Below are 25,580 nucleotides of genomic sequence, written 5' to 3'. Positions count from 1 at the left end.
GTGTGGTATTTATTGCTATTGATAAGCGTCAGACACAGAGAATATATTTTCGAGGCATGCATGAGATATGAATATTGACCAGCTTCATACTGAGAAGCTGGTCACAAAAATGTCTATTATCGGCCTGCATTTTTCATAATGCGTGCTTTATCCAGTTGCCACTCACGTTCTTTAAGATCGGAACGTTTATCATGTTGTTTTTTACCTTTCGCCACGCCGATCTTCACTTTGCACCAGGCATTTTTCCAGTACAGAGAAAGCGCGACGACAGTATAACCTTCACGATTAATACGGCCATACAGTGAATCAAGCTCACGCTGATTTAACAACAGTTTGCGGGTTCGGGTTGGGTCGCATACGACATGTGTCGAGGCGACCGCCATCGGCGTAAAGTTTGCGCCAAACAGCCAGGCCTCGCCATCTTTGAGGATAACGTAACTGTCGCCGATATTGGCTTTTCCTGCGCGCAGAGATTTTACTTCCCAGCCTTGCAGGGCGAGACCAGCCTCGAACTCTTCTTCGATAAAGTATTCGTGCCGGGCGCGCTTATTCAGCGCGATGGTGGCTGAGCCCGGTTTATGTGCTTTTTTCTTCGTCATAAGTGTCGTGAATTCATAGGTAATCTGATATCGAAAACACCCCATTACGTCCTGATGAGGTGCAAAAATCTATCTTAGCATGAGTTGGGCTATGCACGCACAATTAAGGCATGACGGTTGGGGACAGCATTTTTTTTACTCGCTGATAAGTGGTATTATTTACACGATTTATGTTGATGGGAATTGCTATGCCTCAGATTAGTCGGACTGCTTTAGTCCCCTACAGTGCGGAACAGATGTATCAGTTAGTGAATGACGTGCAATCGTATCCCCAGTTTTTGCCTGGGTGTGTTGGTAGTCGCGTCCTGGAGTCATCGCCAGCACAGATGACGGCGGCTGTTGACGTGTCGAAGGCGGGTATCAGCAAGACGTTTACGACGCGTAATCAGCTAACGCGTAACCAGAGCATTCTGATGCATCTGGTGGATGGCCCCTTTAAAAAGCTGATCGGCGGCTGGAAATTTACCCCGCTCAGCCCCGAGGCGTGCCGCATTGAGTTTCAGCTTGATTTTGAGTTTACCAATAAACTCATTGAGCTGGCGTTTGGTCGTATATTCAAAGAGTTAGCGTCCAACATGGTGCAGGCGTTTACGGTTCGCGCCAAAGAGGTTTACCGTGCCGGATAAACTTGTGGTTGAAGTGGCTTATGCGCTGCCGGAAAAGCAGTATTTGCAGCGCGTAACGCTGGAGGAGGGCGCGACGGTCGAAGAGGCGATTCGCGCTTCCGGCTTGCTGGAATTGCGCACGGATATCGATCTGGCGAAAAATAAAGTAGGTATCTACAGTCGTCCGGTAAAACTCACCGATACGGTGCAGGATGGCGATCGGGTTGAAATTTACCGTCCCTTAATCGCCGATCCAAAAGCATTACGCCGCCAGCGTGCCGAAAAATCGGCTGGCAGATAATTAGCCTCTTTTGCCGGATAACGGTGTGAAAGCCGTACCACACCTGAAGCACAGGCGTGCCTGTAAGCCAGATAAACGTAGCGCCATCAGGCAAATTCGTACCAAATGGCGGGGGAGAGGTTTGCAGGCCTGATGAACGTAACCTCATCAGGCGGTATCACAAAATTACTTCGTCAACGCCGGTTTGTTATCAATATTGGTTAACACGCCGCTGCTGTTAAAGGTGAGCGTCAGAGTCTGCTGCGTCACGTTCTCATGTCCTGGCTGCTGGCGGAAGACATAAAACCAGGTGTTCGTACCAAAAGGATCGGTCATCATCGGCGTGCCTAAAGCATACGCAACCTGTTGTTGCGTCATACCAACACGCACTTTGGCGACATCCGTAGGTGTAAGATAGTTCCCCTGATTGATGTCAGGTCGGTAAACCACTCGCTCCAGAGTGGAACAGCCTGCGGTCAACATCAGGAGTACTGCTGCGGCAGCAGTCAGCGTTTTACAGCGCATAGTGATTGGGTTCCTTTTCGGGCCTGAGCAGTACGTGGCTCATATTAATATGCCGATGATAATAGACCTTTCATCACTTTAAAACCTTTTGCTGTCGGGTCTTACGGCGTTTTTGTTGTGAACTCAGACCTTCGGGAGATAAAAAAGTTTACGCCGCCAGCAGTTCTTTTGCGTTTGCCAGCGTATTACGCGTAACTTCACTTCCTCCCAACAGGCGGGCCAGTTCTTGTAAACGCGCACGTTTATCCAAAGGTTGCATATGGGTTTCGGTCATTGCCCCGTCTGTTTCTTTACTGACAAAGAAGTGCTGGTGACCGCACCCGGCTACCTGTGGCAGGTGAGTGACGCACATCACCTGAGTGGATTCGCCAAGCTGACGCAGGAGTTTACCGACCACGGCGGCGGTTGGGCCGCTGATGCCAACATCGACCTCGTCAAAAATCAGTGCCGGCGTTTCCATTTTGCGCGCGGTAATCACCTGAATAGCCAGCGCAATGCGCGACAGTTCACCGCCAGACGCGACTTTAGCGATAGGCTGCAGCGGCTGACCTGGGTTTGTCGTCACTTTAAACTCCACGCGATCGGCGCCGTCGTTGCTCAGATGATGCTCATCAAATTTCACGTCGATAGTAAACAGACCGTGCGGCATCGAAAGTAAATGCATACTTTCAGTGATCAACTGCCCCAGCTCCTGGGCGTAAAACTGACGCTGTTGATGCAGTGCTTGCGCCGTTTCCAGCGCTTGTTGGTGATGCTTATTAACCGCCAGCGTTAGCGTTTCCAGCGAATCGGCCTGATCGTCGAGCTGCTGCTGTTCTTCGAGCAGTGACTGATAAAGCTGCGGCAGCGCTTCCGGGCTGACGTGATGTTTTCGCGCCAACGAAATTTGTTTAGCGATGCGCTGTTCAAGCTCAAACAGACGATTGGGGTCTAAATCCAGACGCTCGCAATAGTGGCGTAATTCATCGCTGGCTTCGGTGAGTTGGATAGTGGCTTCTTCCAGCATATCCAGGATGCCGGAAAGCTTGCTGTCCATACCCACCAGCTCGCTAACCAGTTGTTTTGCGCTATATAACTGGCTTTGCAGATTAACGTCTTCGCCGTCCGCGAGTAGCGCCAGAGCGTTCTGGCTGGTCGTAAGCAACTGCCCGCTGTTGGCCAGCCGTTTGTACTCTTCGTCAATTTGCTCGAATTCGCCGGCCTGCGGATTAAAGTCGTTCAACTCTTTTAACTGATATTGCAGCAGTTCCGCGCGCGCGGCGCGTTCCTGGCTTTGTTGTTGGTGATGGGCGAGATCGCGGCAGCTTTGATGCCATAATTGGTAGCGGGCAGCCATCTGCTGCGCTAAAGCGGCTTCGTTGGCATAGCTATCCAGCAGCGATTTTTGCTGTTCGGGTTTGGTAAGCTGCTGGTGCGCATGTTGACCGTGAATTTGAATCAGCAACTGACCGAGCTCACGCAATTGAGACAGGGGCACAGCGGTGCCGTTAATAAAGCCCCGTGAGCGACCATCGCTGCTGATAACGCGGCGAAGTAAGCATTCGCGACCTTCTTCAAGCTGGTTTTCTTCCAGCCAGCGCAATGCCGCAGGCGTGTCTTTCAGTGCAAAGCGGGCACACAAATCGGCGCGGGTCGCTCCGGTACGGACCATATCGGCCTCAGCGCGACCGCCCAGACACAGACCCAGGGCATCAATCGCAATAGATTTACCCGCGCCGGTTTCACCAGTAATGACGGTCATTCCGCTCTGAAAATCGATCTCAAGCTCACGAACGATAGCAAAATTGCTGATGGTCAGTTGCGCCAACATAGCTGTTTTCCTGTATGAAAAACCATGACTGTAATTAAATACAGTATAAACTGGTTTTTTATACAGTAAAGAGGCTAACGTAAAATTAGAATAATTTTTTTGACCAACCGAGTTTTGTGCTTAATGTATTGAAATAGCTATAGTCTTTGGGATGTATGAGGTTGAGATGGTAATCGCAGCGGCGAATCAGCACATCTTCTCCTTCCTGAATAGGCAGCGCTATCTGGCTGTCGCAGCTAATTTCCAGATCGCTACGGCGATGCGAAAAACGCAGACGAATCGTGCTACTGCTGTTAATGACTAACGGGCGCGCAGACAAGGTATGCGGGAACATCGGCACCAGGGTGATGGCATCCAGTGAAGGGGTCAGAATAGGGCCGCCTGCGGAGAGCGAATAGGCGGTGGAGCCGGTCGGCGTAGAAATGATCAGACCATCAGATCGCTGTGAAAAAGCGAAGGTTTCATCAATATAAACCTCGAATTCGATCATATGCGCCACTTTTCCCGGATGCAGCACTACTTCATTAATGGCTGTGCTGATACGCTTCTGGCGGTCCTGTTGGCAGACCTGCGCTTCCAGCAGAAAACGTTTTTCGGAGATATAGCGCCCTTCCAGCACATCAGATAATTGTTGCAGGGCGTTGTCCGGATCGAGATCGGTCAGGAAGCCAAGATTACCGCGGTTAATGCCAATCACATTGATGTCATAACGCGCCAGCGTACGCGCTGCGCCAAGCATATTGCCGTCGCCGCCCACGACTACCGCCAGATCCGCCTGTTGACCAATTTCCGCCAGCGTGCCGGTTGGCACATTTTTTAGCTGTAATTCGTGGGCGATTTGTTGCTCCACAATGACCTCATAACCCTGATCGCATAGCCAACGGTAGAGCATTTCATGTGTCGTGAGTGCGGTGGGATGACGCGGATGCCCCACAATGCCGATACACTTGAAATGATTATTCATTTTTCTGAGGTCCTTGTAGCGAAGATTGATGACAATGTGAGTACTTCCCTTGAAACCCTGAATCTGATCCCCATAATAAGCGAAGTTAGCGAGATGAATGCGAAAAAAAACGCGGAGAAATTCATGAGTAGTAAAGAACAGAAAACGCCTGAGGGGCAAGCCCCGGAAGAAATTATCATGGATCAGCACGAAGAGGTTGAGGCAGTTGAACCAAACGATTCTGCTGAGCAGGTGGATCCGCGCGATGAAAAAATTGCGAATCTGGAAGTTCAGCTTGCAGAAGCCCAGACTCGCGAACGCGACACCGTGTTGCGCATCAAAGCGGAAATGGAAAACCTGCGCCGTCGTACTGAACAGGATATCGAAAAAGCGCATAAATTTGCTCTCGAGAAATTCGTCAACGAATTGCTGCCGGTAATCGATAGCCTGGATCGCGCGCTGGAAGTCGCAGACAAAGCCAATCCGGATATGGCGGCAATGGTCGAAGGGATTGAGCTGACGCTGAAGTCTATGCTGGATGTGGTGCGTAAGTTCGGCGTGGAAGTGATTGCTGAGACCAACGTGCCGCTGGACCCGAACGTGCATCAGGCGATTGCGATGGTGGAGTCGGAAGAGGTTCCGGCAGGCAATGTGCTGGGTATTATGCAGAAAGGCTATACGCTGAACGGTCGTACCATTCGCGCGGCGATGGTGACGGTAGCGAAGGCGAAGTAAAAGTCTGATGGCCGATGTAAAGTCGGCCATTTTTTTAGCTTAAAAAATCCTGCACTTCCAGCCACGGCGTGTTGAAATCCTCTATTTTTTTATATTCGCTCATTGGCAGAACGACCACATTATAGGTGTCAGATCCTTCATTCAGATCAAAAATCTGGAAGCCCCTCTTATTGAGTTCGGTCTGGATGCGTTCAAAGATCTCGTCAAGGTAACGGTCCCCGGCTTCACAGACATCGGAGATTTCATCCTCTTGGGTTATTTCGACAAGAAGATTTCTTAATTCCTCAGAATCCGTCAGGTTTTTTGTGAGTTCATAAAAGCGATCTGCGGCAAAATTAGCCAGTTCGCCTTCTTCATCTTCACCTTTCCAGTCAACGAGGTGAATAAATCCTTCGCCGCGTAGAACTTGTAAAAATGCCTGTGCCAGATCGTTATTTCCGAGATCGCCACCGCTACAATCCAGGACGTCCTGCAACCCATATTCGTCTTCATCTTCGTCTTCAAAGATTTCAGGTTGCGTCGAAAGTTGAGAGAAAATAGTGGGCCATAAGGTTGGGTTGTGCGATAAAAAAACGCTGGCGACGACGTTGAGGTCGTCTGCAAAATTCTTATCCCATTCAATTACATAATCTTCTGACATAACATCAATATCCTTTCTGAATGCCTGAAAAGACATTATTGCATTGTTAAGTAAATGGCTGGAATTGATGGAATCTTAAAAGACGGCGATAAAAAGGCGAACCGGAGTTCGCCATTGTGTTACTCCGCCACACTCTCGCGCAGCGGTTTTACCGGTACAACCTTTACCTGCTTAATCATATTTTCCTGTACATCGAGAATATCGATATCGTACTGCTCAATGCGCACGCGCGTGCCAGCAACCGGAATTTCCTCCAGCGCCTCCAGAATCACCCCGTTGACGGTGCGCGCGTCATCTTCCGGCAGGTGCCAGTTAAACGCTTTATTGATTTCCCGGACGTTGGCGGTACCGTCAATAATGACCGAACCGTCGTTTTGCGGCGTGACCTCTTCTGCCAGTGTCGGCGACATCGATGTGGTGAAGTCGCCAACGATCTCCTCGAGAATATCTTCAACGGTGACCAGCCCCTGGATATCGCCATACTCATTGACGACCAGTCCGACTTTCTTTTTATTGCGCTGAAATTTAATCAGTTGCGTACTGAGCGGCGTACCTTCCGGGACGTAATAGATTTCATCGGCGGCGCGCAGCATCATCTCTTTGGTGAACTCTTTTTTCTCGGCCATTAACCGCCAGGCTTCACGCACGCGCAGCATACTGATGGCGTCATCCAGCGAATCGCGATAGAGCACAATGCGTCCGTGCGGCGAGTGGGTGAGCTGCCGCTCGATAGACTTCCAGTCGTCATTGATATCGATCCCGATAATTTCATTACGCGGCACCATGATGTCATCCACGCTGACCTTTTCCAGATCGAGAACCGACAGCAGCATATCCTGATTGCGGCGAGAGATTTGCGAACGGGATTCATGCACGATAGTGCGTAATTCCTCTTTGCTTAACGACCCGCTGACCACGATGTCCGTTTTAATTCCCATCAGACGCATCAGCAGGCGGGTGATGGTGTTAAGTAACCACACCAGCGGCATCATCAGTATCTGTAACGGCGCCAGCAGGAAGCTGCTGGGATAGGCCACTTTTTCCGGATAGAGCGCGGCGATAGTTTTGGGCAGGACTTCGGCAAAAACTAACACGACAAACGTCAGTACCCCGGTGGCGATAGCCACGCCAGCGTCGCCGTAAAGCCGCATACCCACAATCGTGCCGAGCGCCGAGGCAAGAATGTTGACCAGGTTATTGCCGATCAGCACCAGGCTTATCAGTCGGTCGGGTTTACGCAGTAATTTTTCTACCCGTTTTGCCGAGCGATTACCTTGCTTCGCCATATGGCGTAAACGGTAACGGTTTAGCGTCATCATTCCAGTTTCGGAACCGGAAAAATAGGCCGAGATGACCACCATGATGATTAATATGATAATCAGCGTGGTGGTGGAGATGTGTTCCAGGGGAAACTCCTTTAAAAGCTTAGCTTACAAATTGCTGTAATATGCGGCTACCAAAATAGGCCAGCGTCAGAATACCCGCGCCTGCGACGTTAAACCACACGACCCGCCGACCCCGCCAGCCTTCATGGTAATGCCCCCACAGCAGAACGATATAGACAAACCATGCCACGATAGAGAGCACGGCTTTATCAATATTTTCAGTACTGAACAGGTTATGCATGTAAAACAGGCCGGTACACAGAGTAAGGGTCAGCAGTACGACGCCAATCTGCGTGATATGAAACATTTTGCGCTCAATGCTCATCAATGGCGGCATTTCATTACTAAACGCCAGCTTTTTGTTCTTCAACTGATAGTCGATCCACGCCAGTTGTAGCGCATACAGCGCGGCGATTATCAGCGTCGCGTAAGAGAAAAGCGACAGACCGATGTGCACCATCATGCCTGGGGTCGCTTCCAGATGCGTAATATATTCATTAGGCATGAACGTGGCGAAGGCCAGGTTAATCAGCGCAAAAGCATAGACAATGGGCAGAAGTAACCAGCCGCGATTACGCGACGCGACAATGGTCATCACCGTGCAGATCATCAGACTGACCAGCGAACCGACATTCAGCAGGCTCAGGTTTTGTCCACTGTCGCCGCCGGGCAGAATACGCGATTCCAGCGCGACAGCATGGCACACCAGCGCGATGACCGCAGAAAGAATAGCCATACGCCGCCAGCCGCTGTTTTTTTGCAACAGTCCGGGAACGATCAGCGCGAGGCTGAAGGAGTAGGCGACAAGGGCAAGTAAAGCAAAAACGGGCATAATAGTTGTGTCGACAGTTGACCAGTGAGAAAGAGAAGCAGTATAGCGTTACGTGACCGCAGCTCCAACCGTTGCATAACAACAAAGACGGCTTCATGGTATACTGTGGCGAAATTCTGTAACTGTGTCGCTGCGGCGACCAACCGTTTCCACCCCAGGCGAGAGACAATGTTTGATAATTTAACCGATCGTTTGTCGCGCACGCTGCGCAATATCAGTGGCCGTGGGCGCCTTACTGAAGACAACGTTAAAGAGACGCTGCGCGAAGTGCGCATGGCGCTGCTGGAGGCTGACGTTGCGCTGCCGGTAGTGCGTGAGTTCATCAATCGCGTAAAAGAGAAAGCGGTTGGTCATGAAGTTAACAAGAGCCTGACCCCAGGGCAGGAGTTCGTCAAGATTGTCCGTAGCGAACTGGTTGCGGCGATGGGCGAAGAGAACCAGACGCTGAATTTAGCTGCGCAGCCGCCAGCCGTAGTATTGATGGCGGGTCTGCAGGGGGCGGGTAAAACCACCAGCGTCGGTAAGTTGGGTAAATTCTTGCGCGAGAAGCACAAGAAGAAAGTGCTGGTCGTCTCTGCCGACGTCTATCGCCCGGCGGCGATCAAACAGCTCGAAACGCTGGCTGAGCAGGTTGGCGTGGATTTCTTCCCGTCTGATGTCGGCCAGAAACCGGTTGATATCGTCAACGCCGCGCTGAAAGAAGCGAAGCTCAAATTCTACGACGTGCTGCTGGTGGATACCGCCGGTCGTCTGCACGTTGACGAAGCGATGATGGACGAAATCAAACAGGTCCACGCGTCTATCAAGCCAGTAGAAACGCTGTTTGTCGTTGATGCGATGACCGGTCAGGATGCGGCGAATACCGCAAAAGCCTTTAACGAAGCGCTGCCGTTAACCGGCGTTGTGCTGACCAAAGTTGATGGTGATGCGCGTGGCGGTGCGGCGCTCTCTATTCGTCATATCACCGGCAAGCCGATTAAATTCCTCGGTGTCGGCGAGAAAACCGACGCGCTGGAGCCGTTCCATCCGGATCGTATCGCCTCGCGTATTCTCGGCATGGGCGACGTGCTGTCGCTGATCGAAGATATCGAAAGCAAAGTTGACCGCGCACAGGCTGAAAAGCTGGCGACTAAACTGAAGAAAGGCGACGGTTTCGACCTGAACGACTTCCTGGAACAGCTCAAACAGATGAAAAACATGGGCGGTATGGCCAGTCTGATGGGCAAATTACCGGGCATGGGGCAGATTCCGGACAACGTTAAATCGCAGATGGATGACAAGGTGCTGGTGCGTATGGAGGCGATCATCAATTCGATGACGCTGAAAGAACGCGCGAAGCCGGAAATCATCAAAGGTTCCCGCAAGCGTCGTATCGCGCAGGGCTGTGGGATGCAGGTGCAGGACGTTAACCGCCTTCTGAAACAGTTCGACGACATGCAGCGCATGATGAAGAAGATGAAGAAGGGCGGGATGGCGAAGATGATGCGGAGTATGAAGGGGATGATGCCGCCAGGCTTCCCGGGTCGCTAATTTCCCGGCCTGGCTCACTTGCTATTTCGGCACCGGGGTGTGCTCGCCATCCTCACGTACTGCGTGTACGCTGCGGTGGCTGCGCGCACGCCGGTACCGAACTCGCTGCGCCGCCGACGGCCTTCTACAGCAGAGTTATTAACTGTTGATTGCAATTCTCCCAGAAATCAGTAAAATTTTCGGGCTTTTAATATGACGCCGGGCTCCGTTCCTCGATGGGGCCCGGTTGTTTTATTCACACAAGAGGATGTTATGGTAACTATTCGTTTAGCTCGTCACGGCGCTAAAAAGCGTCCGTTCTACCAGGTTGTTGTCACCGACAGCCGTAATGCACGCAACGGTCGCTTCATTGAGCGCGTTGGTTTCTTCAACCCAATCGCTAGCGAAAAAGAAGAAGGCACCCGCCTGGATCTGGATCGCATCGCTCACTGGGTTGGCCAGGGCGCAACCATTTCCGATCGCGTTGCGGCGCTGATCAAAGAAGTAAAAAAAGCAGCTTAATCTGTCACGGTGGTCATGATGAGCAAGCAACTCGCCGCACAAGTACCCGCTGAACCGGTTGTACTGGGGAAAATGGGTTCTTCATACGGTATCCGTGGTTGGCTCAGAGTGTTTTCCTCCACTGAAGACGCCGAAAGCATTTTTGACTATCAGCCCTGGTTTATCCAGAAGGCGGGTCAGTGGCAGCAGGTACAGCTGGAAAGCTGGAAGCACCACAATCAGGATCTGATCATCAAGCTGAAAGGCGTTGACGATCGAGATGCCGCGAATCTTCTGACGAATTGCGAAATTGTCGTGGATTCCTCGCAACTTCCTGCGCTTGAGGAGGGAGACTACTACTGGAAAGACCTGATGGGCTGCCAGGTAGTCACCGCTGAAGGCTACGATCTCGGTAAAGTTATCGACATGATGGAAACCGGGTCGAATGACGTTCTCGTCATTAAGGCGAACCTGAAAGATGCATTTGGTATCAAGGAACGACTAGTACCGTTCCTCGATGGGCAGGTTATCAAGAAAGTCGATCTCGCTACTCGTACTATCGAAGTAGACTGGGATCCTGGTTTTTAAACCACCGAATAAACGGTAATAAATGGCGTTATGGGGATTGGCTTGTGTTTATTGGCATAGTTAGCCTGTTTCCTGAAATGTTCCGCGCAATTACCGATTACGGGGTAACTGGCCGGGCAGTAAAAAATGGCCTGCTGAACATCCAGAGCTGGAGTCCTCGCGACTTCACGCATGACCGGCACCGTACCGTGGACGACCGTCCTTACGGCGGCGGACCAGGGATGTTAATGATGGTGCAACCTTTGCGGGACGCCATTCATGCAGCAAAAGCCGCGGCAGGTGAAGGCGCTAAAGTGATTTATCTGTCGCCTCAGGGACGCAAGCTTGATCAAGCGGGCGTTAGCGAGCTGGCCACGAATCAGAAACTTATTCTGGTGTGTGGTCGCTACGAAGGCGTAGATGAGCGCGTAATTCAGACCGAAATTGACGAAGAATGGTCAATTGGCGATTACGTTCTCAGCGGTGGCGAACTACCGGCAATGACGCTGATTGACTCCGTCGCCCGGTTTATACCGGGAGTTCTGGGGCATGAAGCATCAGCAATCGAAGATTCGTTTGCTGATGGGTTGCTGGATTGTCCGCACTATACGCGCCCTGAAGTGTTAGAGGGGATGGAAGTACCGCCAGTATTGCTGTCGGGAAACCATGCCGAGATACGTCGCTGGCGTTTGAAACAGTCGCTGGGCCGAACCTGGCTTAGAAGACCTGAACTTCTGGAAAACCTGGCTCTGACTGAAGAGCAAGCAAGGTTGCTGGCGGAGTTCAAAACAGAACACGCACAACAGCAGCATAAACATGATGGGATGGCATAGGCCCCCAAATATCAGTTTACCCAGGATAAGAGATTAAATTATGAGCAACATTATTAAGCAACTTGAACAAGAGCAGATGAAGCAGAACGTACCTTCCTTCCGTCCGGGCGATACCGTGGAAGTGAAAGTATGGGTTGTTGAAGGTACCAAGAAACGTCTGCAGGCATTCGAGGGCGTGGTTATCGCTATTCGTAACCGCGGTCTGCACTCTGCATTCACTGTTCGTAAAATTTCCAACGGCGAAGGCGTTGAGCGTGTCTTCCAGACTCACTCTCCGGTAGTTGACAGCATTGCTGTTAAACGTCGTGGTGCTGTTCGTAAAGCTAAACTGTACTACCTGCGTGAGCGTACTGGTAAAGCGGCTCGTATCAAAGAGCGTCTTAACTAAGAACGCGCTTTCGCAACATCCGAAAGCTTGTAGAAAAGAAGGGGCTGGCATTACGCTGGCCCCTTTTTTATGGGGTTGCTCCACGCCATAGACGGTTGCATGATTAGTCTGGGTCAGTGGTCTCAACGCTGAGTCAGAAACGGCCAGGCCCGTTCCTTAGTTTAGCGAGCGTTCCGCACGCCGGTGTTTAGCCTGATACATATTTCGATCGGCCAGTTCTTGTAGTTTTTCGGCAGTGGCATGTTCCCATGTCAGCGCAAAGCCAATACTCAGGGTCATCGTTATTCGCTGGCCGTTATGCAGTTCAAAAGGTCGATTAAACGCCTGGGATAGCGCTGCGCAAATACGTTGTACTTCATATTCCGAATGTACATCGTAAAGCACCATCGCAAATTCATCGCCGCCGAGTCGGTAAGTCTGATAACGGCTACCACCGAATTCCGCTAATCTTTTGGCAACCTCTATAAGTACGCGGTCGCCTGCCGCATGTCCCCAGGTATCATTAATATATTTAAAGTTATCGCCATCCAGAAATAACAATGCCGAACTGCTACGAGCGGAATTGTCCTTCATCAGCGCGTTAATACAGCTGCGAAATGCCGCGCGATTGGCAAGCCCCGTCAGCGGATCGTGCAACGCGGTACGTAGTAACTGGGCATTTTTAGCCTGAAGCCGTAGCTGCCATTCTTCCATCTCATCCAGAAGGCTATTGAAATCCTGCGCAAACAGGTGAAATTCCGCAATACGCTCATCAGGTACCCGGCGTGAAAAATTTCGGTTAGTGCGAACGTCGTGTACAACTTCAGTAATATTTTGCAGCGCATCCACAACGCCATTGTGCAAATAACGCGTGAGCAGCAGGGCAATGCCGGATGCCAGCAGAATACATCCTGTCAGCACTGCCAGCGATAGCCAGATAAAATGACCAATAAGGCTGTCGCGGGCGACAAGCCGTACTTCGCCGATGGCCCTGCCGTTGTGCCAGACGGGTTGCGATACCGGCAATGGAAAAAGCCAGTGGCTAATTAAGCCGATGAGCTTATCGTCTGCGGCTCGCGCATCATAGCGCCATGAGGCGATAGTACGGCCATTTTTATCGCGGACCTCCGCCGCTGAAAATTGTCCCTGGCGTCCCAGTGTGGCGAGCGTTTCCGCTGCGGCCGCGTTATCGGAAAATACCAGTGCCGCTTCAAGGCTATGGGCCATTGTGGCGGCGGTCAAATCGAGATTTTTTTGCGCATACTGTTTGAGCGTAAGGACAGACGCAACGCAAATTAATAGCCAGATCAATGTCATTGTAAGCAGCACGCTGATTATACTAATCCGCCGTAGTGTGCGTTTAAATGTTGGTCTGGACAGAGAAAATTCCTTATTCATGCTTTTGATTCCGTGCAAGCATTAATACTTCTGGATTCACTCTCACCCCGCTATGCGAGAGGGAGTCCAGGTTGACGGAAAATTTGACTTCATCATTGTTAATGATCAGACAAAATGCGCTGCCCATAATACATTCGGTATTTTGCTCGGCAATTAATAACAAGGCATTAACTGGATAATGACGCGTTAACTCCACCTGATAAGCTGGCGATTCATTGCCAAAGTAAAAACCATCACAGCGGGCGCTCAGGGCTTCTTGTGTGGTACGGATGACAAGCGGTTGATAAGGGAAAGCCCAGTCAGCCTCTTCGCTAAGTACCCTGACAAAACGCGCAGATGAAAATATGCATAGCCTTGGCGGCCCGGATAACGCCGGCCAGTGTGTATAACTGACGATACCGGAGACGATGGCGCGTACGGATTTCTCTTCTTCCGTGACGCGTTGAGCATACAGAGGCAAGCTTGCTAATAATAGCGATAACAGAAGGATAAATCGGTGAGAAAAACGCATTAACAAGTCCCCACCATCTTCAGTCGTAAAGCATTAAAATACATCCGTGATTGTTTGTAGCAAAATAACATTATTTTGCCATATCGTCATTATGTCTTATTGATAATATGAATAATTTAAGTGATATCCCTGATATTAAATTCTTGTGATAATGGTATTAATCACCCTATATCAGAAAGTAAAAATATGTGTGCGGAGAAAAAATAATCAAAAAATAGCGAGCATCGCTCATTTTACCGCTTTTCTGAGGCTGGGAATAAAATAATTCACTTGTTGTGTAAAGTTTTTGATACGAAATGAGGTGGTTTAATCGACGATTGCGCATGGTGTAAAGTTTATTTTACGTAATATGGATTGAAATCTTTACTTTTTGTGGTATGGTTTAAACATCCTCGTGGAGGATCAACTATCGCAAACAAGAAAAGACAGGATCGCCATCATGCAAAAAGACGCGCTGAATAACGTACGTATCACCGATGAACAGGTATTAATGACGCCGGAGCAGCTTAAAGCGGCCTTTCCGTTGAGTCTGGCGCAGGAAGCGCAGATAGCGCAGTCCCGGGGAATCATTTCTGACATTATTGCCGGGCGCGATCCGCGTCTGTTGGTGGTATGCGGTCCTTGTTCTATTCACGATCCTGAAACCGCTCTGGAATATGCCCGTCGATTTAAAGCCCTTGCCGCAGAGGTCAGCGATAGCCTCTATCTGGTAATGCGCGTCTATTTTGAAAAGCCGCGGACTACCGTCGGCTGGAAAGGGCTGATTAACGATCCTCACATGGATGGCTCATTTGATGTGGAAGCCGGGTTGAAAATAGCGCGTCAGCTACTGGTGGAACTGGTGAATATGGGGTTGCCGTTGGCGACCGAAGCGTTGGATCCGAACAGCCCGCAATACCTGGGCGATCTGTTTAGCTGGTCGGCGATAGGCGCGCGCACAACCGAATCGCAAACCCACCGCGAAATGGCGTCTGGTCTTTCTATGCCGGTCGGCTTTAAAAACGGCACGGATGGCAGCCTGGCGACAGCGATTAACGCCATGCGCGCCGCTGCGCAACCCCATCGCTTTGTTGGCATTAACCAGGCCGGTCAGGTTGCGTTATTGCAAACCCAGGGAAATCCGCATGGCCATGTAATTCTGCGTGGTGGCAAAGCGCCAAACTATAGCCCGGCAGATGTCGCTCAGTGTGAAAAAGAGATGGAACAGGCGGGACTACGTCCTTCGCTGATGGTAGATTGCAGTCATGGTAACTCCAATAAAGATTATCGCCGCCAGCCAGCCGTTGCCGAATCTGTGGTTGCGCAGATTAAAGATGGCAATCGTTCAATCATTGGCTTAATGATTGAAAGTAATATTCATGAGGGTAATCAGTCTTCCGAACAGCCGCGCAGCGAAATGAAGTATGGCGTTTCCGTCACCGATGCTTGTATTAGCTGGGAGATGACCGATGCCCTGTTACGTGAAATTCATAAAGATTTGAGCGGCCAGCTGGCGGTGCGCGTCGCATAAGAGGTTGTTATGGTTGCTGAATTGACCGCGTTACGCGATCAAATAGATGATGTCGATAAAGCGTTGTTGAATTTACTGGCTAAGCGCCTGGAACTGGTTGCCAAAGTCGGCGAGGTGAAAAGCCGTTTTGGCCTGCCTATTTACGTGCCGGAGCGTGAGGCCTCTATGCTGGCTTCACGACGGGCGGAAGCAGAAGCGATCGGTGTCCCGCCCGATCTCATTGAAGATGTCCTGCGCCGGGTAATGCGTGAATCTTACTCCAGCGAAAATGATAAGGGGTTCAAAACGCTTTGTCCTTCTCTGCGTCCGGTCGTCATTGTGGGCGGCGGCGGACAGATGGGGCGTCTGTTTGAAAAAATGCTCACGCTGTCGGGCTATCAGGTCCGTATTCTGGAACAACAGGACTGGCCGCGCGCCAGGGACATTGTCGCCGATGCCGGAATGGTGATCGTCAGCGTGCCGATTCATGTTACTGAACAGGTCATAGCGCAACTGCCGCCCCTGCCGTCCGACTGTATTCTGGTCGATCTGGCATCGGTGAAAAGCGGTCCGTTGCAGGCAATGTTGGCGGCCCATGATGGCCCCGTGTTGGGCTTGCATCCGATGTTTGGTCCGGACAGCGGGAGCCTGGCGAAGCAGGTGGTGGTCTGGTGTGATGGGCGTCAACCGGAAGCGTATCAGTGGTTCCTTGAGCAAATCCAGGTGTGGGGCGCGCGGTTGCACCGAATTAGCGCTGTCGAGCACGATCAGAACATGGCTTTTATCCAGGCGCTGCGCCACTTTGCTACCTTCGCTTATGGGCTGCATCTGGCGGAAGAGAACGTCCAGCTTGAGCAGCTTCTGGCGCTATCATCGCCGATTTATCGACTGGAGCTGGCGATGGTCGGGCGTCTGTTCGCCCAGGACCCGCAGCTGTATGCAGACATTATTATGTCGTCGGAGCGCAATCTGGCGCTTATCAAGCGTTACTATAAACGTTTTGGCGATGCGATCGGGTTACTGGAACAGGGTGATAAGCAGGCTTTTATCGACAGTTTTCGCAAAGTTGAACACTGGTTTGGCGATTATGCCAGACGCTTCCAGAATGAAAGCCGTGTGTTATTGCGTCAGGCGAATGACAGCCGACCATAATGATGACATCTATACTAAAAGACAGCTTTGCTGGCTTTTTTCGTTTAAGGAACCGTTATGACTACGCCGCACCTTTTATTTGATTATGTCGGACATTTACCAGAATGCCCCACATGGAGCGAGGATGAAAGCGCGCTGTACTGGACCGATATCCTGGAACAGGAGATCCATCGTTACCATCCGGCGAGCGGGACGCATAGCGTGCTGGCGTTTCCGGAAGAGGTGGGTTGTTTTGCCTTGCGTGAGCAGGGCGGATTTATTGTGGCCATGCGTCATGCTATCTGGCTGGCCGATAAAAATGGATTATTGCAGCGTAAGGTTTGCGACAATCCCTCTAATACGAAACTGGCGCGTTTCAACGATGGCGGCACTGATGGCGATGGACGTTTTTATGCCGGAACGTTCTGGGCGCCAGGTGACTATAATGGCGCGTTGCTGATGCGGATCGATCATGACCTGACGGCAAAAGTGATCCAGTGCGATATCCAGGGACACAACGGCCTGGCGTTCAGCCCGAATAACCAGTGGATGTATACCTCCGATACGCCGAATGGCGTGATATACCGCACGTTACTTGATAAGCATGGCGATCCGGGCAAGCGTGAACTTTTTCGCCATTTTGGCGAAGGAGAAGGACTTCCCGACGGCGCGGCGATGGATAGCGAAGGGTGCTACTGGAGCGCGATGTTTGACGGCTGGCGCGTGGCGCGTTTCTCACCGCAAGGAGAGCAGCTGGAAGAGTACCGGTTGCCGGTACGTTGTCCGACGATGGTTTGCTTTGGCGGCGCAGATATGAAAACGCTGTTTATTACAACTACCAGAGAAAATATGTCTGCTCAGGAAGTGGCGGATTATCCGCTCTCCGGCGCCATCTTCACCCTGCAGGTAGCCGTCGCAGGGATGAAGAAAAGCCGTTTTATTGAACGTCAGGCAGGTTCTACCGGCACGACGTTTTCGCTGGGATAGCAGCCAAGCACTTTCATTGAGCGCGTGATCTCGCCCAGCTCTTTTAGCGCGCTTTGCATTACCTGCGACTCCAGGTTCGCCTGAATATCGAGATAAAACATCTCTTCCCACGGATTGCCGTGAATGGGGCGCGACTCCAGTTTCGTCATGATGAGATTGTGGTTACGCAGCACCAGCAGCGCTTCGACCAGCGCGCCAGCTTGCTGCCCGGTGGCGATTAACAGAGTGGTTTTTGCCGGAACCTGATCGGAAACGTTGATGGCTTTGCGCGCCAGTACCAGAAAGCGGGTGATATTCTGCGTCTGGTTTGCGGCAATGCGTTCCAGCACCTGTAAACCGTGCAACATGCCGCCTGCCTCGCTGCCGAGCGCCGCGACGCGCGGAGAGTTTGCCTGCGCGACTTTTTCCATCGCTGCCGACGTACTCTCGGTATAGTCGATTTTCCAGTGCGGATAGCGGCTCAAAAACTTACTGCACTGCTGGAACGGCTGCGGATGGCTGTACACCGTTTCGATGGTATTCAGATCCGTAGCGCCGGAAACCAGCACGCAGTGATCGATAGTGACGGTCATCTCACCGACAATCGATAGACTGGTGTGTTGCAATAAGTCGTACACATCGTTGATAGCGCCGGAGCTGGTGTTCTCTATCGGAACCACGGCGTAATCGGCCTGGCCGGTTTCGACCTGATGAAAAATATCGGTGAATTTTGCGCAACCGCTCTCAATAAATTGCTCAAAATGGCGTGCAGCATACTGGCGCGCCGCGAGATGAGAATAGGAGCCTTTCGGCCCAAGAAACGCAATACGTGCCGAATGAGGGTGAGTATTATTCAGATGTTGTTGCAGCAGCGCCTGCTGAGTAAGCACGGAGTCTTCAATGATAAGCTGGAACAGACGGGTAATGTAGTGTGCGTCGAGATGGTGGGCTTTACCGAGATGGATGAGCCTGTCCAGCAGCGCGCGTTCACGATCGATATCCCGAACCGGACGATGCGACAGTAGTTTTGCTTGTCCCACTTCAATCGCCAGCGCGCGTCGTTTTGCCAGTAAGGCCAGTAACTCTTCGTCTAAAGCGCTGATTTTATCTCGCAGCGCCAGTAATGGGTTTTCCGATGTCATAGTGTTGCCTTTTTTGTTATCAATAAAAAAGGCCTCCCGGTGGGGGAGGCCTTCTTGTTCGTCTTCGCATTCTTTATCACATGACGAAACGCCTCCCGGTCAGGGGAAGATAAAAAAGAATGCGAAGAAAAACCGGGTTAGCTTCATAACTGTTTCCTTTGTGTACGTAAGTACAGTACCCGTACTGTTTTAATCCTGTCAACAAAAAACGCGCCCGAAGGCGCGTTGGCGATACACTCAATGTAAGGGACTACTCTTCTTCTGCTTCGACGAAGCTGGCATCTTTCACCGATGCGGTGGCACGACGGGCTTCGCCTTTGTGCTGCACTTTATTGAGCTGCCGTTCCAGCTTGTTGATCAATTCATTAATAGCGGTGTACATATCTTCGTGTTTTGCGCTGGCGACCAGATGTCCGTTCGGTGTATTAATGGTGGCGTCAGCAATAAAACCCTGTGGCTCTTTAGACAGAATGATATGAGGATTAATCAGGTGAGTTTGCCATTTTTCCAGTTTGGCGAGACGGTCTGCGACATGTTGGCGGATTGCCGGAGTAATTTCCATTTGTTTACTGGTAATGTTCATTGTCATAAATTTTACCTCTTGTCTTTCCCGTCTTGGTGATTCCAGCATACCGTTCTTAATGTCAAAATGTGTGATGTAAATCACATTATTTTGTCACTTTTTGTCAAGGCGAACTTTTTGTGAGGCATCGCAGGAAGAAGCGATCTTTTACTTGAGGAATGGCTGAAAGCAGGCCATATTTGACTGGATGCGTTGCAGTGAAATCATTTCTGTTGCATCAGATATCGAATAAAAAAACGGCAGCCGGAAGGCTGCCGTTTTGCTTGTCTGTATTGCTTCAGGTGTTTTTGCTGTTAGCGGCAATAATTTTCGCGACTTTGTCAGCCTGCGCATTCAGCTGCATCTGACGATAGGCGTTTTCCATCAGTGGCAACGCATCGCGCGTGGCCTGCGTATCAGGATAATTGCGTAGCATACCTTCTACCCGGTTTACGACCGCAACCCATGCGCCGCGCGCGGTATAGTACTCTGCGACGGAATATTCATATTTCGCCAGACGGTCTTTCAGGAATACCAGACGCTTAGTGGCGTCGGTGGTGTACTGGCTATTAGGATAGCTGCGTACCAGTTTCGAAAAGTCATTGAACGCCGCCCGCGCATGTTGCGGATCGCGATCGCTGCGATCGACGCCAAAGAAACCCTGCAGCGCGCTATCATCCAGCGCCATGTTCGTCAGGCCGCGCATGTACATGACATAGTCAATATTAGGGTGCGTTGGATTAAGACGCATAAAACGATCGATAGCGGCCTGCGCTAGCGGCAAATCGGCGTTTTTGTAATAGGCGTAGATAAGATCCAACTGCACCTGCTGAGAATACGGTCCGAATGGATAACGATTATCTAACGCTTCCAATTGCGTTATTGCCTGTTTCCAGTTACCGTCCTGCAGCTTTTGCTGAGCAGTCGCGTAGATTTCATTCGGCGGATTATCGGGCACCTCTTCCTTTGAACCCGAGCAACCCGCCAGAAACAGGCTCAACGTGGCTGCTGCCACCAGATATTTCATGCGCGTCATGACGTTTTGACTTTCCTCAAAATGTTTTACGGGAGATTCTCTGTTCCTGCTCCCGGTTAAGACCAGCTACAATAGCACACTATATTAAACGGCAAAGCCGTAAAACCCAACGTTAAACGAAGAAGCTGTATATGGCACAACGAGTACAACTCACCGCAACGGTCTCCGAAAACCAACTCGGTCAACGCTTAGATCAGGCTTTGGCCGAAATGTTCCCGGATTATTCACGTTCGCGTATAAAAGAATGGATTTTGAATCAACGCGTGTTGGTCAATGGTCAACTTTGCGATAAGCCAAAAGAAAAAGTGTTAGGCGGCGAGCGGGTGGCTATTGATGCGGAGATCGACGAAGAGATTCGTTTTGAAGCGCAGGATATCCCGTTAGATATTGTTTATGAAGATGACGATATTCTGGTTATCAACAAACCACGCGATCTGGTGGTACATCCTGGCGCGGGTAACCCGGACGGTACGGTACTGAACGCGTTGCTACATTATTATCCGCCGATTGCGGATGTTCCGCGCGCGGGCATTGTGCATCGTCTGGATAAGGACACGACGGGGCTGATGGTGGTGGCCAAAACCGTTCCGGCGCAAACGCGCCTGGTGGAGTCTTTGCAGCTGCGCGAGATCACCCGCGAATATGAAGCGGTCGCGATCGGACATATGACAGCAGGAGGAACGGTGAATGAACCCATCAGTCGTCACCCGACCAAACGTACCCATATGTCGGTGCATCCTATGGGCAAACCGGCGGTGACCCACTACCGCATTATGGAACATTTCCGTGTGCACACGCGTCTTAGGTTGCGTCTGGAGACCGGGCGTACGCACCAGATCCGCGTGCATATGGCGCATATTACGCATCCGTTAGTGGGCGATCAGGTCTACGGTGGTCGTCCACGTCCACCGAAAGGCGCATCGGAAGAATTTATTTCCACTCTGCGTAAGTTTGACCGCCAGGCGCTTCATGCAACGATGCTGCGTCTCTACCATCCTGTATCGGGTATCGAAATGGAGTGGCACGCGCCGATTCCACAAGATATGGTGGACCTTATCGATGCGATGCGCGCCGATTTCGAAGATCATAAAGATGATGTGGACTGGTTATGAATGCACTGATTGTCCCGCAGTGGCCGCTGCCGAAAGGCGTCGCAGCCTGTAGTTCTACCCGTATTGGCGGGGTGAGTTTACCGCCTTACGACTCGCTGAATCTGGGCGCGCATTGCGGCGATAACCCGGAGCATGTTGAAGAGAACCGCAAGCGTCTGTTCGCGGCGGGCAATCTGCCTTCGAAACCTGTCTGGCTTGAACAGGTTCACGGTAAAAATGTATTGAGGCTTACCGGAGAACCTTATGCCTCCAAACGTGCGGATGCGTCTTACAGCAATACGCCAGGAACCGTCTGCGCGGTAATGACGGCAGACTGCCTGCCTGTGCTATTCTGTAACCGTGAGGGGACAGAAGTGGCGGCGGCTCATGCGGGCTGGCGCGGATTATGTGAAGGCGTACTGGAGGAAACTGTCACCTGCTTTGCTGACAAACCAGAAAATATCATCGCCTGGTTAGGTCCGGCGATCGGCCCGGCCGCGTTTGAAGTGGGGCCGGAAGTGCGTGACGCATTTTTAGCAAAAGATGCGCAAGCCGATAGCGCATTTTTGCCGCACGGGGAAAAATTTCTGGCGGATATTTATCAGCTTGCACGCCAACGTCTGGCGAATACCGGCGTTGAACATGTCTATGGCGGGGATCGCTGCACCTTTAGCGAAAGTGAGACTTTCTTCTCTTATCGTCGCGACAAGACGACAGGTCGTATGGCAAGTTTTATTTGGCTGATATAACCTAAAGAATCAAGACGATCCGGTACGGGTAACTTTCTTTTCACATAATTCAGGTCATTCACCTTGAATAATTGAGGGATGACCTCATTTAATCTCCAGTAGCAATTTTGACCTGTTATGGGAGGAGTTATGCGTCTGGATCGTCTTACTAACAAATTCCAGCTTGCTCTTGCCGATGCCCAGTCGCTCGCGCTGGGGCACGACAACCAATTCATCGAACCTCTTCATTTAATGAGCGCCTTGCTGAACCAGGAAGGGGGATCGATACGTCCTTTATTAACCTCCGCCGGCATTAATGCTGGCCAGTTGCGCACCGCTATCGATCAGGCGCTGAGCCGTTTACCGCAGGTGGAAGGCACCGGCGGCGACGTACAGCCTTCTTCGGAACTGGTACGCGTACTGAACCTTTGTGACAAGCTGGCGCAAAAACGGGGGGACAATTTTATTTCGTCAGAGCTGTTTGTTCTGGCGGCGCTTGAGTCTCACGGCACGTTAACCGATCTGCTGAAATCAGCCGGTGCGACCACGGCCAATATCACTCAGGCAATTGAACAGATGCGCGGAGGTGAAAGCGTGAACGATCAAGGGGCTGAAGACCAACGTCAGGCCTTGAAAAAATATACCGTCGATCTGACCGAGCGGGCTGAACAAGGTAAGCTTGACCCGGTAATTGGTCGTGATGAAGAAATTCGCCGTACCATTCAGGTATTGCAACGTCGTACTAAAAACAACCCGGTGTTAATCGGTGAGCCAGGCGTAGGTAAAACCGCCATTGTTGAAGGGCTGGCGCAACGTATTATCAACGGTGAAGTACCGGAAGGCCTGAAAGGCCGTCGCGTGCTGGCGCTGGATATGGGCGCGCTGGTGGCCGGGGCGAAATATCGCGGCGAATTTGAAGAGCGTCTGAAAGGCGTGCTGAACGATCTGGCGAAACAGGAAGGCAACGTCATCCTGTTTATCGACGAGCTGCACACCATGGTTGGCGCAGGTAAAGCTGATGGCGCCATGGATGCCGGTAACATGCTGAAACCGGCGCTGGCGCGTGGTGAACTGCACTGTGTGGGTGCGACCACGCTGGATGAATACCGTCAGTACATTGAAAAAGACGCGGCGCTGGAACGTCGTTTTCAAAAAGTGTTTGTCGCAGAACCTTCAGTGGAAGACACCATTGCTATTCTGCGTGGCCTGAAAGAACGTTACGAGTTGCACCACCATGTGCAGATCACTGACCCGGCGATTGTGGCGGCGGCAACATTATCTCACCGCTACATCGCCGACCGTCAGTTGCCGGATAAAGCTATCGACCTCATCGATGAAGCGGCATCCAGCATTCGTATGCAGATTGACTCTAAGCCGGAGGAGCTGGACAGACTCGACCGCCGCATTATTCAGCTCAAACTGGAACAGCAGGCGTTGATGAAAGAGTCTGACGAGGCGAGTAAAAAACGTCTCGATATGCTCAACGAAGAACTGGACGATAAAGAGCGTCAGTACTCTGAGCTGGAAGAAGAGTGGAAAGCGGAAAAAGCATCGCTTTCTGGGACGCAAACTATTAAAGCGGAGCTGGAGCAGGCGAAGATCGCCATCGAGCAGGCGCGTCGCGTTGGCGACCTGGCGCGAATGTCTGAACTGCAGTACGGCAAAATTCCGGAGCTGGAAAAACAGCTGGAAGCCGCGACCCAGTCGGAAGGTAAAACCATGCGTCTGTTACGTAACAAAGTAACGGATGCGGAAATTGCCGAAGTGCTGGCGCGCTGGACCGGTATTCCGGTGGCCAGAATGCTGGAAGGCGAACGTGAAAAACTGTTGCGTATGGAACAAGAGTTACACAGCCGTGTGATCGGGCAGAATGAAGCCGTTGAAGCAGTATCGAACGCCATACGTCGTAGCCGCGCGGGGCTGTCCGATCCGAACCGTCCGATTGGTTCCTTCCTGTTCCTTGGGCCGACGGGGGTCGGTAAAACCGAACTGTGTAAAGCGCTGGCTAACTTTATGTTCGACAGCGACGACGCGATGGTGCGTATCGATATGTCCGAGTTTATGGAGAAACACTCCGTGTCTCGTTTGGTCGGGGCGCCTCCGGGATATGTCGGCTATGAAGAAGGCGGTTATTTGACAGAAGCGGTACGCCGTCGTCCTTATTCCGTCATCTTGTTGGATGAAGTAGAAAAAGCGCATCCGGATGTATTCAACATTCTGTTGCAGGTGCTGGACGACGGTCGGCTGACTGACGGGCAGGGGAGAACGGTCGACTTCCGTAATACGGTGGTCATTATGACTTCTAACCTCGGTTCCGATCTCATTCAGGAGCGCTTTGGCGAACTGGATTACGGTCGAATGAAAGAGATGGTGCTGGGTGTGGTTAGCCAAAACTTCCGTCCGGAATTTATCAACCGTATTGATGAAGTTGTGGTATTCCATCCGTTAGGTGAGCAACACATCGCTTCTATTGCTCAGATCCAGCTGCAGCGTCTGTACAAACGTCTGGAAGAACGTGGTTATGAAATCCATATCTCCGACGAGGCGCTGAAACTGTTGAGCGCCAACGGTTACGATCCGGTCTACGGGGCGCGTCCGTTAAAACGTGCTATTCAACAGCAGATCGAAAACCCACTGGCGCAGCAAATCCTGTCTGGTGAACTGGTTCCTGGCAAAGTGATTCGCCTTGAAGCTAATGATGATCGTATTGTGGCAGTGCAGTAAGTCACAAATTTGAATAAAACGGGCCCTGACGGGCTCGTTTTTGTTTAAAAACCAGGCGAAAATAGGCTTTTGGTTCAAATGTTGTTTGAAAAGTGAACGGTTGAGCTTTTTTTTGCATTTAGGTCTTGTCAGGCTCTAATAACTCCCTATAATGCGCCACCACTGACACGGAACAACGGCATACAGGCCGCCGGGTCAGAAAGGCTTCGTTAAGAAGTCTGTGAGGAAAGCGAAAATAAAGGCTTGACTCAAAAAGAGGAAAGCGTAATATGCGCCACCTCGCAACGGTGAGCGAAAGCCGCGTTGCACTGCTCTTTAACAATTTATCAGACAATCTGTGTGGGCACTCGAAGATACGGATTCTTGACGTCGCAAGACGAAAAATGAATACCAAGTCTCTGAGTGAACACGTAATTCATTACGAAGTTTAATTCACGAGCATCAAACTTTTAAATTGAAGAGTTTGATCATGGCTCAGATTGAACGCTGGCGGCAGGCCTAACACATGCAAGTCGAACGGTAGCACAGAGAGCTTGCTCTCGGGTGACGAGTGGCGGACGGGTGAGTAATGTCTGGGAAACTGCCTGATGGAGGGGGATAACTACTGGAAACGGTGGCTAATACCGCATAACGTCGCAAGACCAAAGAGGGGGACCTTCGGGCCTCTTGCC

27 protein-coding genes, 1 rRNA gene and 1 other annotated feature are annotated in these 25,580 nt (G+C 51.2%); of the genes, 15 read left to right on the top strand and 13 right to left on the bottom strand.

All coding sequences use genetic code 11. From position 1 onward, the window contains the following. Positions 1–116: 116 nt before the first annotated feature. Positions 117–599: an SsrA-binding protein SmpB gene (gene smpB, locus J4650_RS06135; RefSeq protein WP_001518569.1), complete on the bottom strand. Its 483-nt coding sequence runs from the start codon at positions 597–599 to the stop codon at positions 117–119. 188 nt (positions 600–787) lie between these two features. Here smpB and J4650_RS06130 point away from each other — a divergent pair, with 188 nt between their 5' ends. Both J4650_RS06130 and J4650_RS06125 read left to right on the top strand, forming a co-directional pair. Next, complete coding sequence (locus J4650_RS06130; protein WP_001537508.1) at positions 788–1,225, top strand: type II toxin-antitoxin system RatA family toxin; 438 nt, start codon at positions 788–790, stop codon at positions 1,223–1,225. Next, complete coding sequence (locus tag J4650_RS06125; protein WP_001112990.1) at positions 1,215–1,505, top strand: RnfH family protein; 291 nt, start codon at positions 1,215–1,217, stop codon at positions 1,503–1,505. The genes J4650_RS06130 and J4650_RS06125 overlap by 11 nt, the downstream gene beginning before the upstream one ends. A gap of 165 nt (positions 1,506–1,670) precedes the next feature. Here J4650_RS06125 and bamE read toward each other — a convergent pair whose 3' ends face one another. The 3 genes from bamE to nadK form a co-directional block, all read right to left on the bottom strand. Next, entirely contained in the window at positions 1,671–2,009 is a 339-nt protein-coding gene (bamE, locus tag J4650_RS06120) for an outer membrane protein assembly factor BamE (protein ID WP_001203445.1), read from the bottom strand. 148 nt (positions 2,010–2,157) lie between these two features. Then, positions 2,158–3,819, bottom strand: coding sequence for a DNA repair protein RecN (gene recN, locus J4650_RS06115; RefSeq protein ID WP_000880965.1), 1,662 nt, complete (start codon positions 3,817–3,819; stop codon positions 2,158–2,160). A gap of 85 nt (positions 3,820–3,904) precedes the next feature. Then, entirely contained in the window at positions 3,905–4,783 is an 879-nt protein-coding gene (gene nadK, locus J4650_RS06110) for an NAD(+) kinase (protein WP_001059155.1), read from the bottom strand. Between the two features lie 123 nt (positions 4,784–4,906). On the opposite strand from nadK, the gene grpE reads away from it, so the two are divergent. Continuing rightward, positions 4,907–5,497 carry a nucleotide exchange factor GrpE gene (gene grpE / locus J4650_RS06105; RefSeq protein WP_001518875.1) on the top strand — a complete coding sequence of 197 codons (591 nt, stop codon included), beginning with the start codon at positions 4,907–4,909 and terminating at the stop codon, positions 5,495–5,497. Positions 5,498–5,531: 34 nt separating this feature from the next. On the opposite strand, the gene J4650_RS06100 is transcribed toward grpE, so the two are convergent. From J4650_RS06100 to J4650_RS06090, 3 genes are all read right to left on the bottom strand, one after another. Then, on the bottom strand, positions 5,532–6,137 hold the full coding sequence (locus tag J4650_RS06100) for a hypothetical protein (protein ID WP_001287928.1): 606 nt from the start codon (positions 6,135–6,137) through the stop codon (positions 5,532–5,534). A gap of 119 nt (positions 6,138–6,256) precedes the next feature. Further along, positions 6,257–7,543, bottom strand: coding sequence for an HlyC/CorC family transporter (locus J4650_RS06095; RefSeq protein ID WP_127172650.1), 1,287 nt, complete (start codon positions 7,541–7,543; stop codon positions 6,257–6,259). 19 nt (positions 7,544–7,562) lie between these two features. Beyond that, a complete protein-coding gene (locus J4650_RS06090) occupies positions 7,563–8,354 on the bottom strand; it encodes an inner membrane protein YpjD (RefSeq protein WP_001537507.1) in 792 nt (263 codons plus the stop codon). A gap of 168 nt (positions 8,355–8,522) precedes the next feature. On the opposite strand from J4650_RS06090, the gene ffh reads away from it, so the two are divergent. The 5 genes from ffh to rplS all read left to right on the top strand — a co-directional run bounded on the left by ffh (position 8,523) and on the right by rplS (position 12,152). Further along, positions 8,523–9,884: a signal recognition particle protein gene (gene ffh, locus J4650_RS06085; protein ID WP_000460052.1), complete on the top strand. Its 1,362-nt coding sequence runs from the start codon at positions 8,523–8,525 to the stop codon at positions 9,882–9,884. A 252-nt stretch (positions 9,885–10,136) separates the two neighbouring features. Beyond that, positions 10,137–10,385: a 30S ribosomal protein S16 gene (gene rpsP / locus J4650_RS06080; protein ID WP_000256453.1), complete on the top strand. Its 249-nt coding sequence runs from the start codon at positions 10,137–10,139 to the stop codon at positions 10,383–10,385. A gap of 18 nt (positions 10,386–10,403) precedes the next feature. Next, on the top strand, positions 10,404–10,952 hold the full coding sequence (rimM, locus tag J4650_RS06075) for a ribosome maturation factor RimM (RefSeq protein WP_000043266.1): 549 nt from the start codon (positions 10,404–10,406) through the stop codon (positions 10,950–10,952). Between the two features lie 44 nt (positions 10,953–10,996). After that, on the top strand, positions 10,997–11,764 hold the full coding sequence (trmD, locus tag J4650_RS06070; protein WP_000469813.1) for a tRNA (guanosine(37)-N1)-methyltransferase TrmD: 768 nt from the start codon (positions 10,997–10,999) through the stop codon (positions 11,762–11,764). A 40-nt stretch (positions 11,765–11,804) separates the two neighbouring features. Beyond that, entirely contained in the window at positions 11,805–12,152 is a 348-nt protein-coding gene (gene rplS, locus J4650_RS06065) for a 50S ribosomal protein L19 (RefSeq protein ID WP_000065257.1), read from the top strand. Between the two features lie 156 nt (positions 12,153–12,308). Here rplS and dgcN read toward each other — a convergent pair whose 3' ends face one another. Both dgcN and J4650_RS06055 read right to left on the bottom strand, forming a co-directional pair. Continuing rightward, positions 12,309–13,529 carry a diguanylate cyclase DgcN gene (gene dgcN, locus J4650_RS06060; RefSeq protein WP_001030985.1) on the bottom strand — a complete coding sequence of 407 codons (1,221 nt, stop codon included), beginning with the start codon at positions 13,527–13,529 and terminating at the stop codon, positions 12,309–12,311. Beyond that, on the bottom strand, positions 13,522–14,040 hold the full coding sequence (locus tag J4650_RS06055) for a YfiR family protein (protein ID WP_001212380.1): 519 nt from the start codon (positions 14,038–14,040) through the stop codon (positions 13,522–13,524). Before J4650_RS06055 ends, dgcN begins: the two co-directional genes overlap by 8 nt. A gap of 439 nt (positions 14,041–14,479) precedes the next feature. On the opposite strand from J4650_RS06055, the gene aroF reads away from it, so the two are divergent. Genes aroF through J4650_RS06040 form a run of 3 tightly spaced genes read left to right on the top strand, consistent with a single transcriptional unit; the run spans position 14,480 to position 17,647 of the window. Further along, on the top strand, positions 14,480–15,550 hold the full coding sequence (aroF, locus tag J4650_RS06050) for a 3-deoxy-7-phosphoheptulonate synthase AroF (protein ID WP_001168062.1): 1,071 nt from the start codon (positions 14,480–14,482) through the stop codon (positions 15,548–15,550). A 9-nt stretch (positions 15,551–15,559) separates the two neighbouring features. Next, positions 15,560–16,681: a bifunctional chorismate mutase/prephenate dehydrogenase gene (gene tyrA, locus J4650_RS06045; RefSeq protein WP_000225191.1), complete on the top strand. Its 1,122-nt coding sequence runs from the start codon at positions 15,560–15,562 to the stop codon at positions 16,679–16,681. 57 nt (positions 16,682–16,738) lie between these two features. Next, entirely contained in the window at positions 16,739–17,647 is a 909-nt protein-coding gene (locus tag J4650_RS06040; RefSeq protein WP_023993988.1) for an SMP-30/gluconolactonase/LRE family protein, read from the top strand. Here J4650_RS06040 and pheA read toward each other — a convergent pair. The 4 genes from pheA to bamD form a co-directional block, all read right to left on the bottom strand. Beyond that, positions 17,608–18,768 carry a bifunctional chorismate mutase/prephenate dehydratase gene (gene pheA / locus J4650_RS06035; RefSeq protein WP_000200080.1) on the bottom strand — a complete coding sequence of 387 codons (1,161 nt, stop codon included), beginning with the start codon at positions 18,766–18,768 and terminating at the stop codon, positions 17,608–17,610. The genes J4650_RS06040 and pheA overlap by 40 nt on opposite strands. Positions 18,769–18,790: 22 nt before the next feature. Further along, positions 18,791–18,916, bottom strand: a sequence feature (Phe leader region). Further along, complete coding sequence (gene pheL / locus J4650_RS06030; RefSeq protein WP_010989056.1) at positions 18,868–18,915, bottom strand: pheA operon leader peptide PheL; 48 nt, start codon at positions 18,913–18,915, stop codon at positions 18,868–18,870. Its footprint overlaps the feature before it by 48 nt. Positions 18,917–19,018: 102 nt before the next feature. Continuing rightward, positions 19,019–19,357: a ribosome-associated translation inhibitor RaiA gene (raiA, locus tag J4650_RS06025; protein WP_000178449.1), complete on the bottom strand. Its 339-nt coding sequence runs from the start codon at positions 19,355–19,357 to the stop codon at positions 19,019–19,021. 271 nt (positions 19,358–19,628) lie between these two features. Continuing rightward, positions 19,629–20,366 carry an outer membrane protein assembly factor BamD gene (bamD, locus tag J4650_RS06020; protein WP_000197660.1) on the bottom strand — a complete coding sequence of 246 codons (738 nt, stop codon included), beginning with the start codon at positions 20,364–20,366 and terminating at the stop codon, positions 19,629–19,631. Positions 20,367–20,497: 131 nt separating this feature from the next. On the opposite strand from bamD, the gene rluD reads away from it, so the two are divergent. The 4 genes from rluD to J4650_RS06000 all read left to right on the top strand — a co-directional run. Next, the gene (rluD, locus tag J4650_RS06015; protein ID WP_000079130.1) at positions 20,498–21,478 is read left to right on the top strand and encodes a 23S rRNA pseudouridine(1911/1915/1917) synthase RluD; all 981 of its coding nucleotides are present in this window, start codon (positions 20,498–20,500) and stop codon (positions 21,476–21,478) included. Further along, entirely contained in the window at positions 21,475–22,206 is a 732-nt protein-coding gene (yfiH, locus tag J4650_RS06010) for a purine nucleoside phosphorylase YfiH (protein ID WP_000992634.1), read from the top strand. Before rluD ends, yfiH begins: the two co-directional genes overlap by 4 nt. A gap of 129 nt (positions 22,207–22,335) precedes the next feature. Next, on the top strand, positions 22,336–24,909 hold the full coding sequence (gene clpB, locus J4650_RS06005) for an ATP-dependent chaperone ClpB (protein WP_023993989.1): 2,574 nt from the start codon (positions 22,336–22,338) through the stop codon (positions 24,907–24,909). 451 nt (positions 24,910–25,360) lie between these two features. Beyond that, positions 25,361–25,580, top strand: a 16S ribosomal RNA gene (locus J4650_RS06000); the annotation flags it as partial.

It is taken from the genome of Salmonella sp. 32120201201600049SM, assembly GCF_017572835.1.
Lineage (GTDB): Bacteria > Pseudomonadota > Gammaproteobacteria > Enterobacterales > Enterobacteriaceae > Salmonella > Salmonella enterica.
This window is presented reverse-complemented; position numbering and strand designations above follow the sequence as displayed.

Bases quoted from the DNA above. Each gene is read 5' to 3' on its own strand.
- smpB (WP_001518569.1), bottom strand. From the start codon at position 599: ATGACGAAGAAAAAAGCACATAAACCGGGCTCAGCCACCATCGCGCTG.
- J4650_RS06130 (WP_001537508.1), top strand. From the start codon at position 788: ATGCCTCAGATTAGTCGGACTGCTTTAGTCCCCTACAGTGCGGAACAG.
- bamE (WP_001203445.1), bottom strand. From the start codon at position 2,009: ATGCGCTGTAAAACGCTGACTGCTGCCGCAGCAGTACTCCTGATGTTG.
- recN (WP_000880965.1), bottom strand. From the start codon at position 3,819: ATGTTGGCGCAACTGACCATCAGCAATTTTGCTATCGTTCGTGAGCTT.
- nadK (WP_001059155.1), bottom strand. From the start codon at position 4,783: ATGAATAATCATTTCAAGTGTATCGGCATTGTGGGGCATCCGCGTCAT.
- grpE (WP_001518875.1), top strand. From the start codon at position 4,907: ATGAGTAGTAAAGAACAGAAAACGCCTGAGGGGCAAGCCCCGGAAGAA.
- J4650_RS06100 (WP_001287928.1), bottom strand. From the start codon at position 6,137: ATGTCAGAAGATTATGTAATTGAATGGGATAAGAATTTTGCAGACGAC.
- J4650_RS06090 (WP_001537507.1), bottom strand. From the start codon at position 8,354: ATGCCCGTTTTTGCTTTACTTGCCCTTGTCGCCTACTCCTTCAGCCTC.
- ffh (WP_000460052.1), top strand. From the start codon at position 8,523: ATGTTTGATAATTTAACCGATCGTTTGTCGCGCACGCTGCGCAATATC.
- rpsP (WP_000256453.1), top strand. From the start codon at position 10,137: ATGGTAACTATTCGTTTAGCTCGTCACGGCGCTAAAAAGCGTCCGTTC.
- rimM (WP_000043266.1), top strand. From the start codon at position 10,404: ATGAGCAAGCAACTCGCCGCACAAGTACCCGCTGAACCGGTTGTACTG.
- rplS (WP_000065257.1), top strand. From the start codon at position 11,805: ATGAGCAACATTATTAAGCAACTTGAACAAGAGCAGATGAAGCAGAAC.
- dgcN (WP_001030985.1), bottom strand. From the start codon at position 13,529: ATGAATAAGGAATTTTCTCTGTCCAGACCAACATTTAAACGCACACTA.
- J4650_RS06055 (WP_001212380.1), bottom strand. From the start codon at position 14,040: ATGCGTTTTTCTCACCGATTTATCCTTCTGTTATCGCTATTATTAGCA.
- aroF (WP_001168062.1), top strand. From the start codon at position 14,480: ATGCAAAAAGACGCGCTGAATAACGTACGTATCACCGATGAACAGGTA.
- tyrA (WP_000225191.1), top strand. From the start codon at position 15,560: ATGGTTGCTGAATTGACCGCGTTACGCGATCAAATAGATGATGTCGAT.
- J4650_RS06040 (WP_023993988.1), top strand. From the start codon at position 16,739: ATGACTACGCCGCACCTTTTATTTGATTATGTCGGACATTTACCAGAA.
- pheA (WP_000200080.1), bottom strand. From the start codon at position 18,768: ATGACATCGGAAAACCCATTACTGGCGCTGCGAGATAAAATCAGCGCT.
- raiA (WP_000178449.1), bottom strand. From the start codon at position 19,357: ATGACAATGAACATTACCAGTAAACAAATGGAAATTACTCCGGCAATC.
- bamD (WP_000197660.1), bottom strand. From the start codon at position 20,366: ATGACGCGCATGAAATATCTGGTGGCAGCAGCCACGTTGAGCCTGTTT.
- rluD (WP_000079130.1), top strand. From the start codon at position 20,498: ATGGCACAACGAGTACAACTCACCGCAACGGTCTCCGAAAACCAACTC.
- yfiH (WP_000992634.1), top strand. From the start codon at position 21,475: ATGAATGCACTGATTGTCCCGCAGTGGCCGCTGCCGAAAGGCGTCGCA.
- clpB (WP_023993989.1), top strand. From the start codon at position 22,336: ATGCGTCTGGATCGTCTTACTAACAAATTCCAGCTTGCTCTTGCCGAT.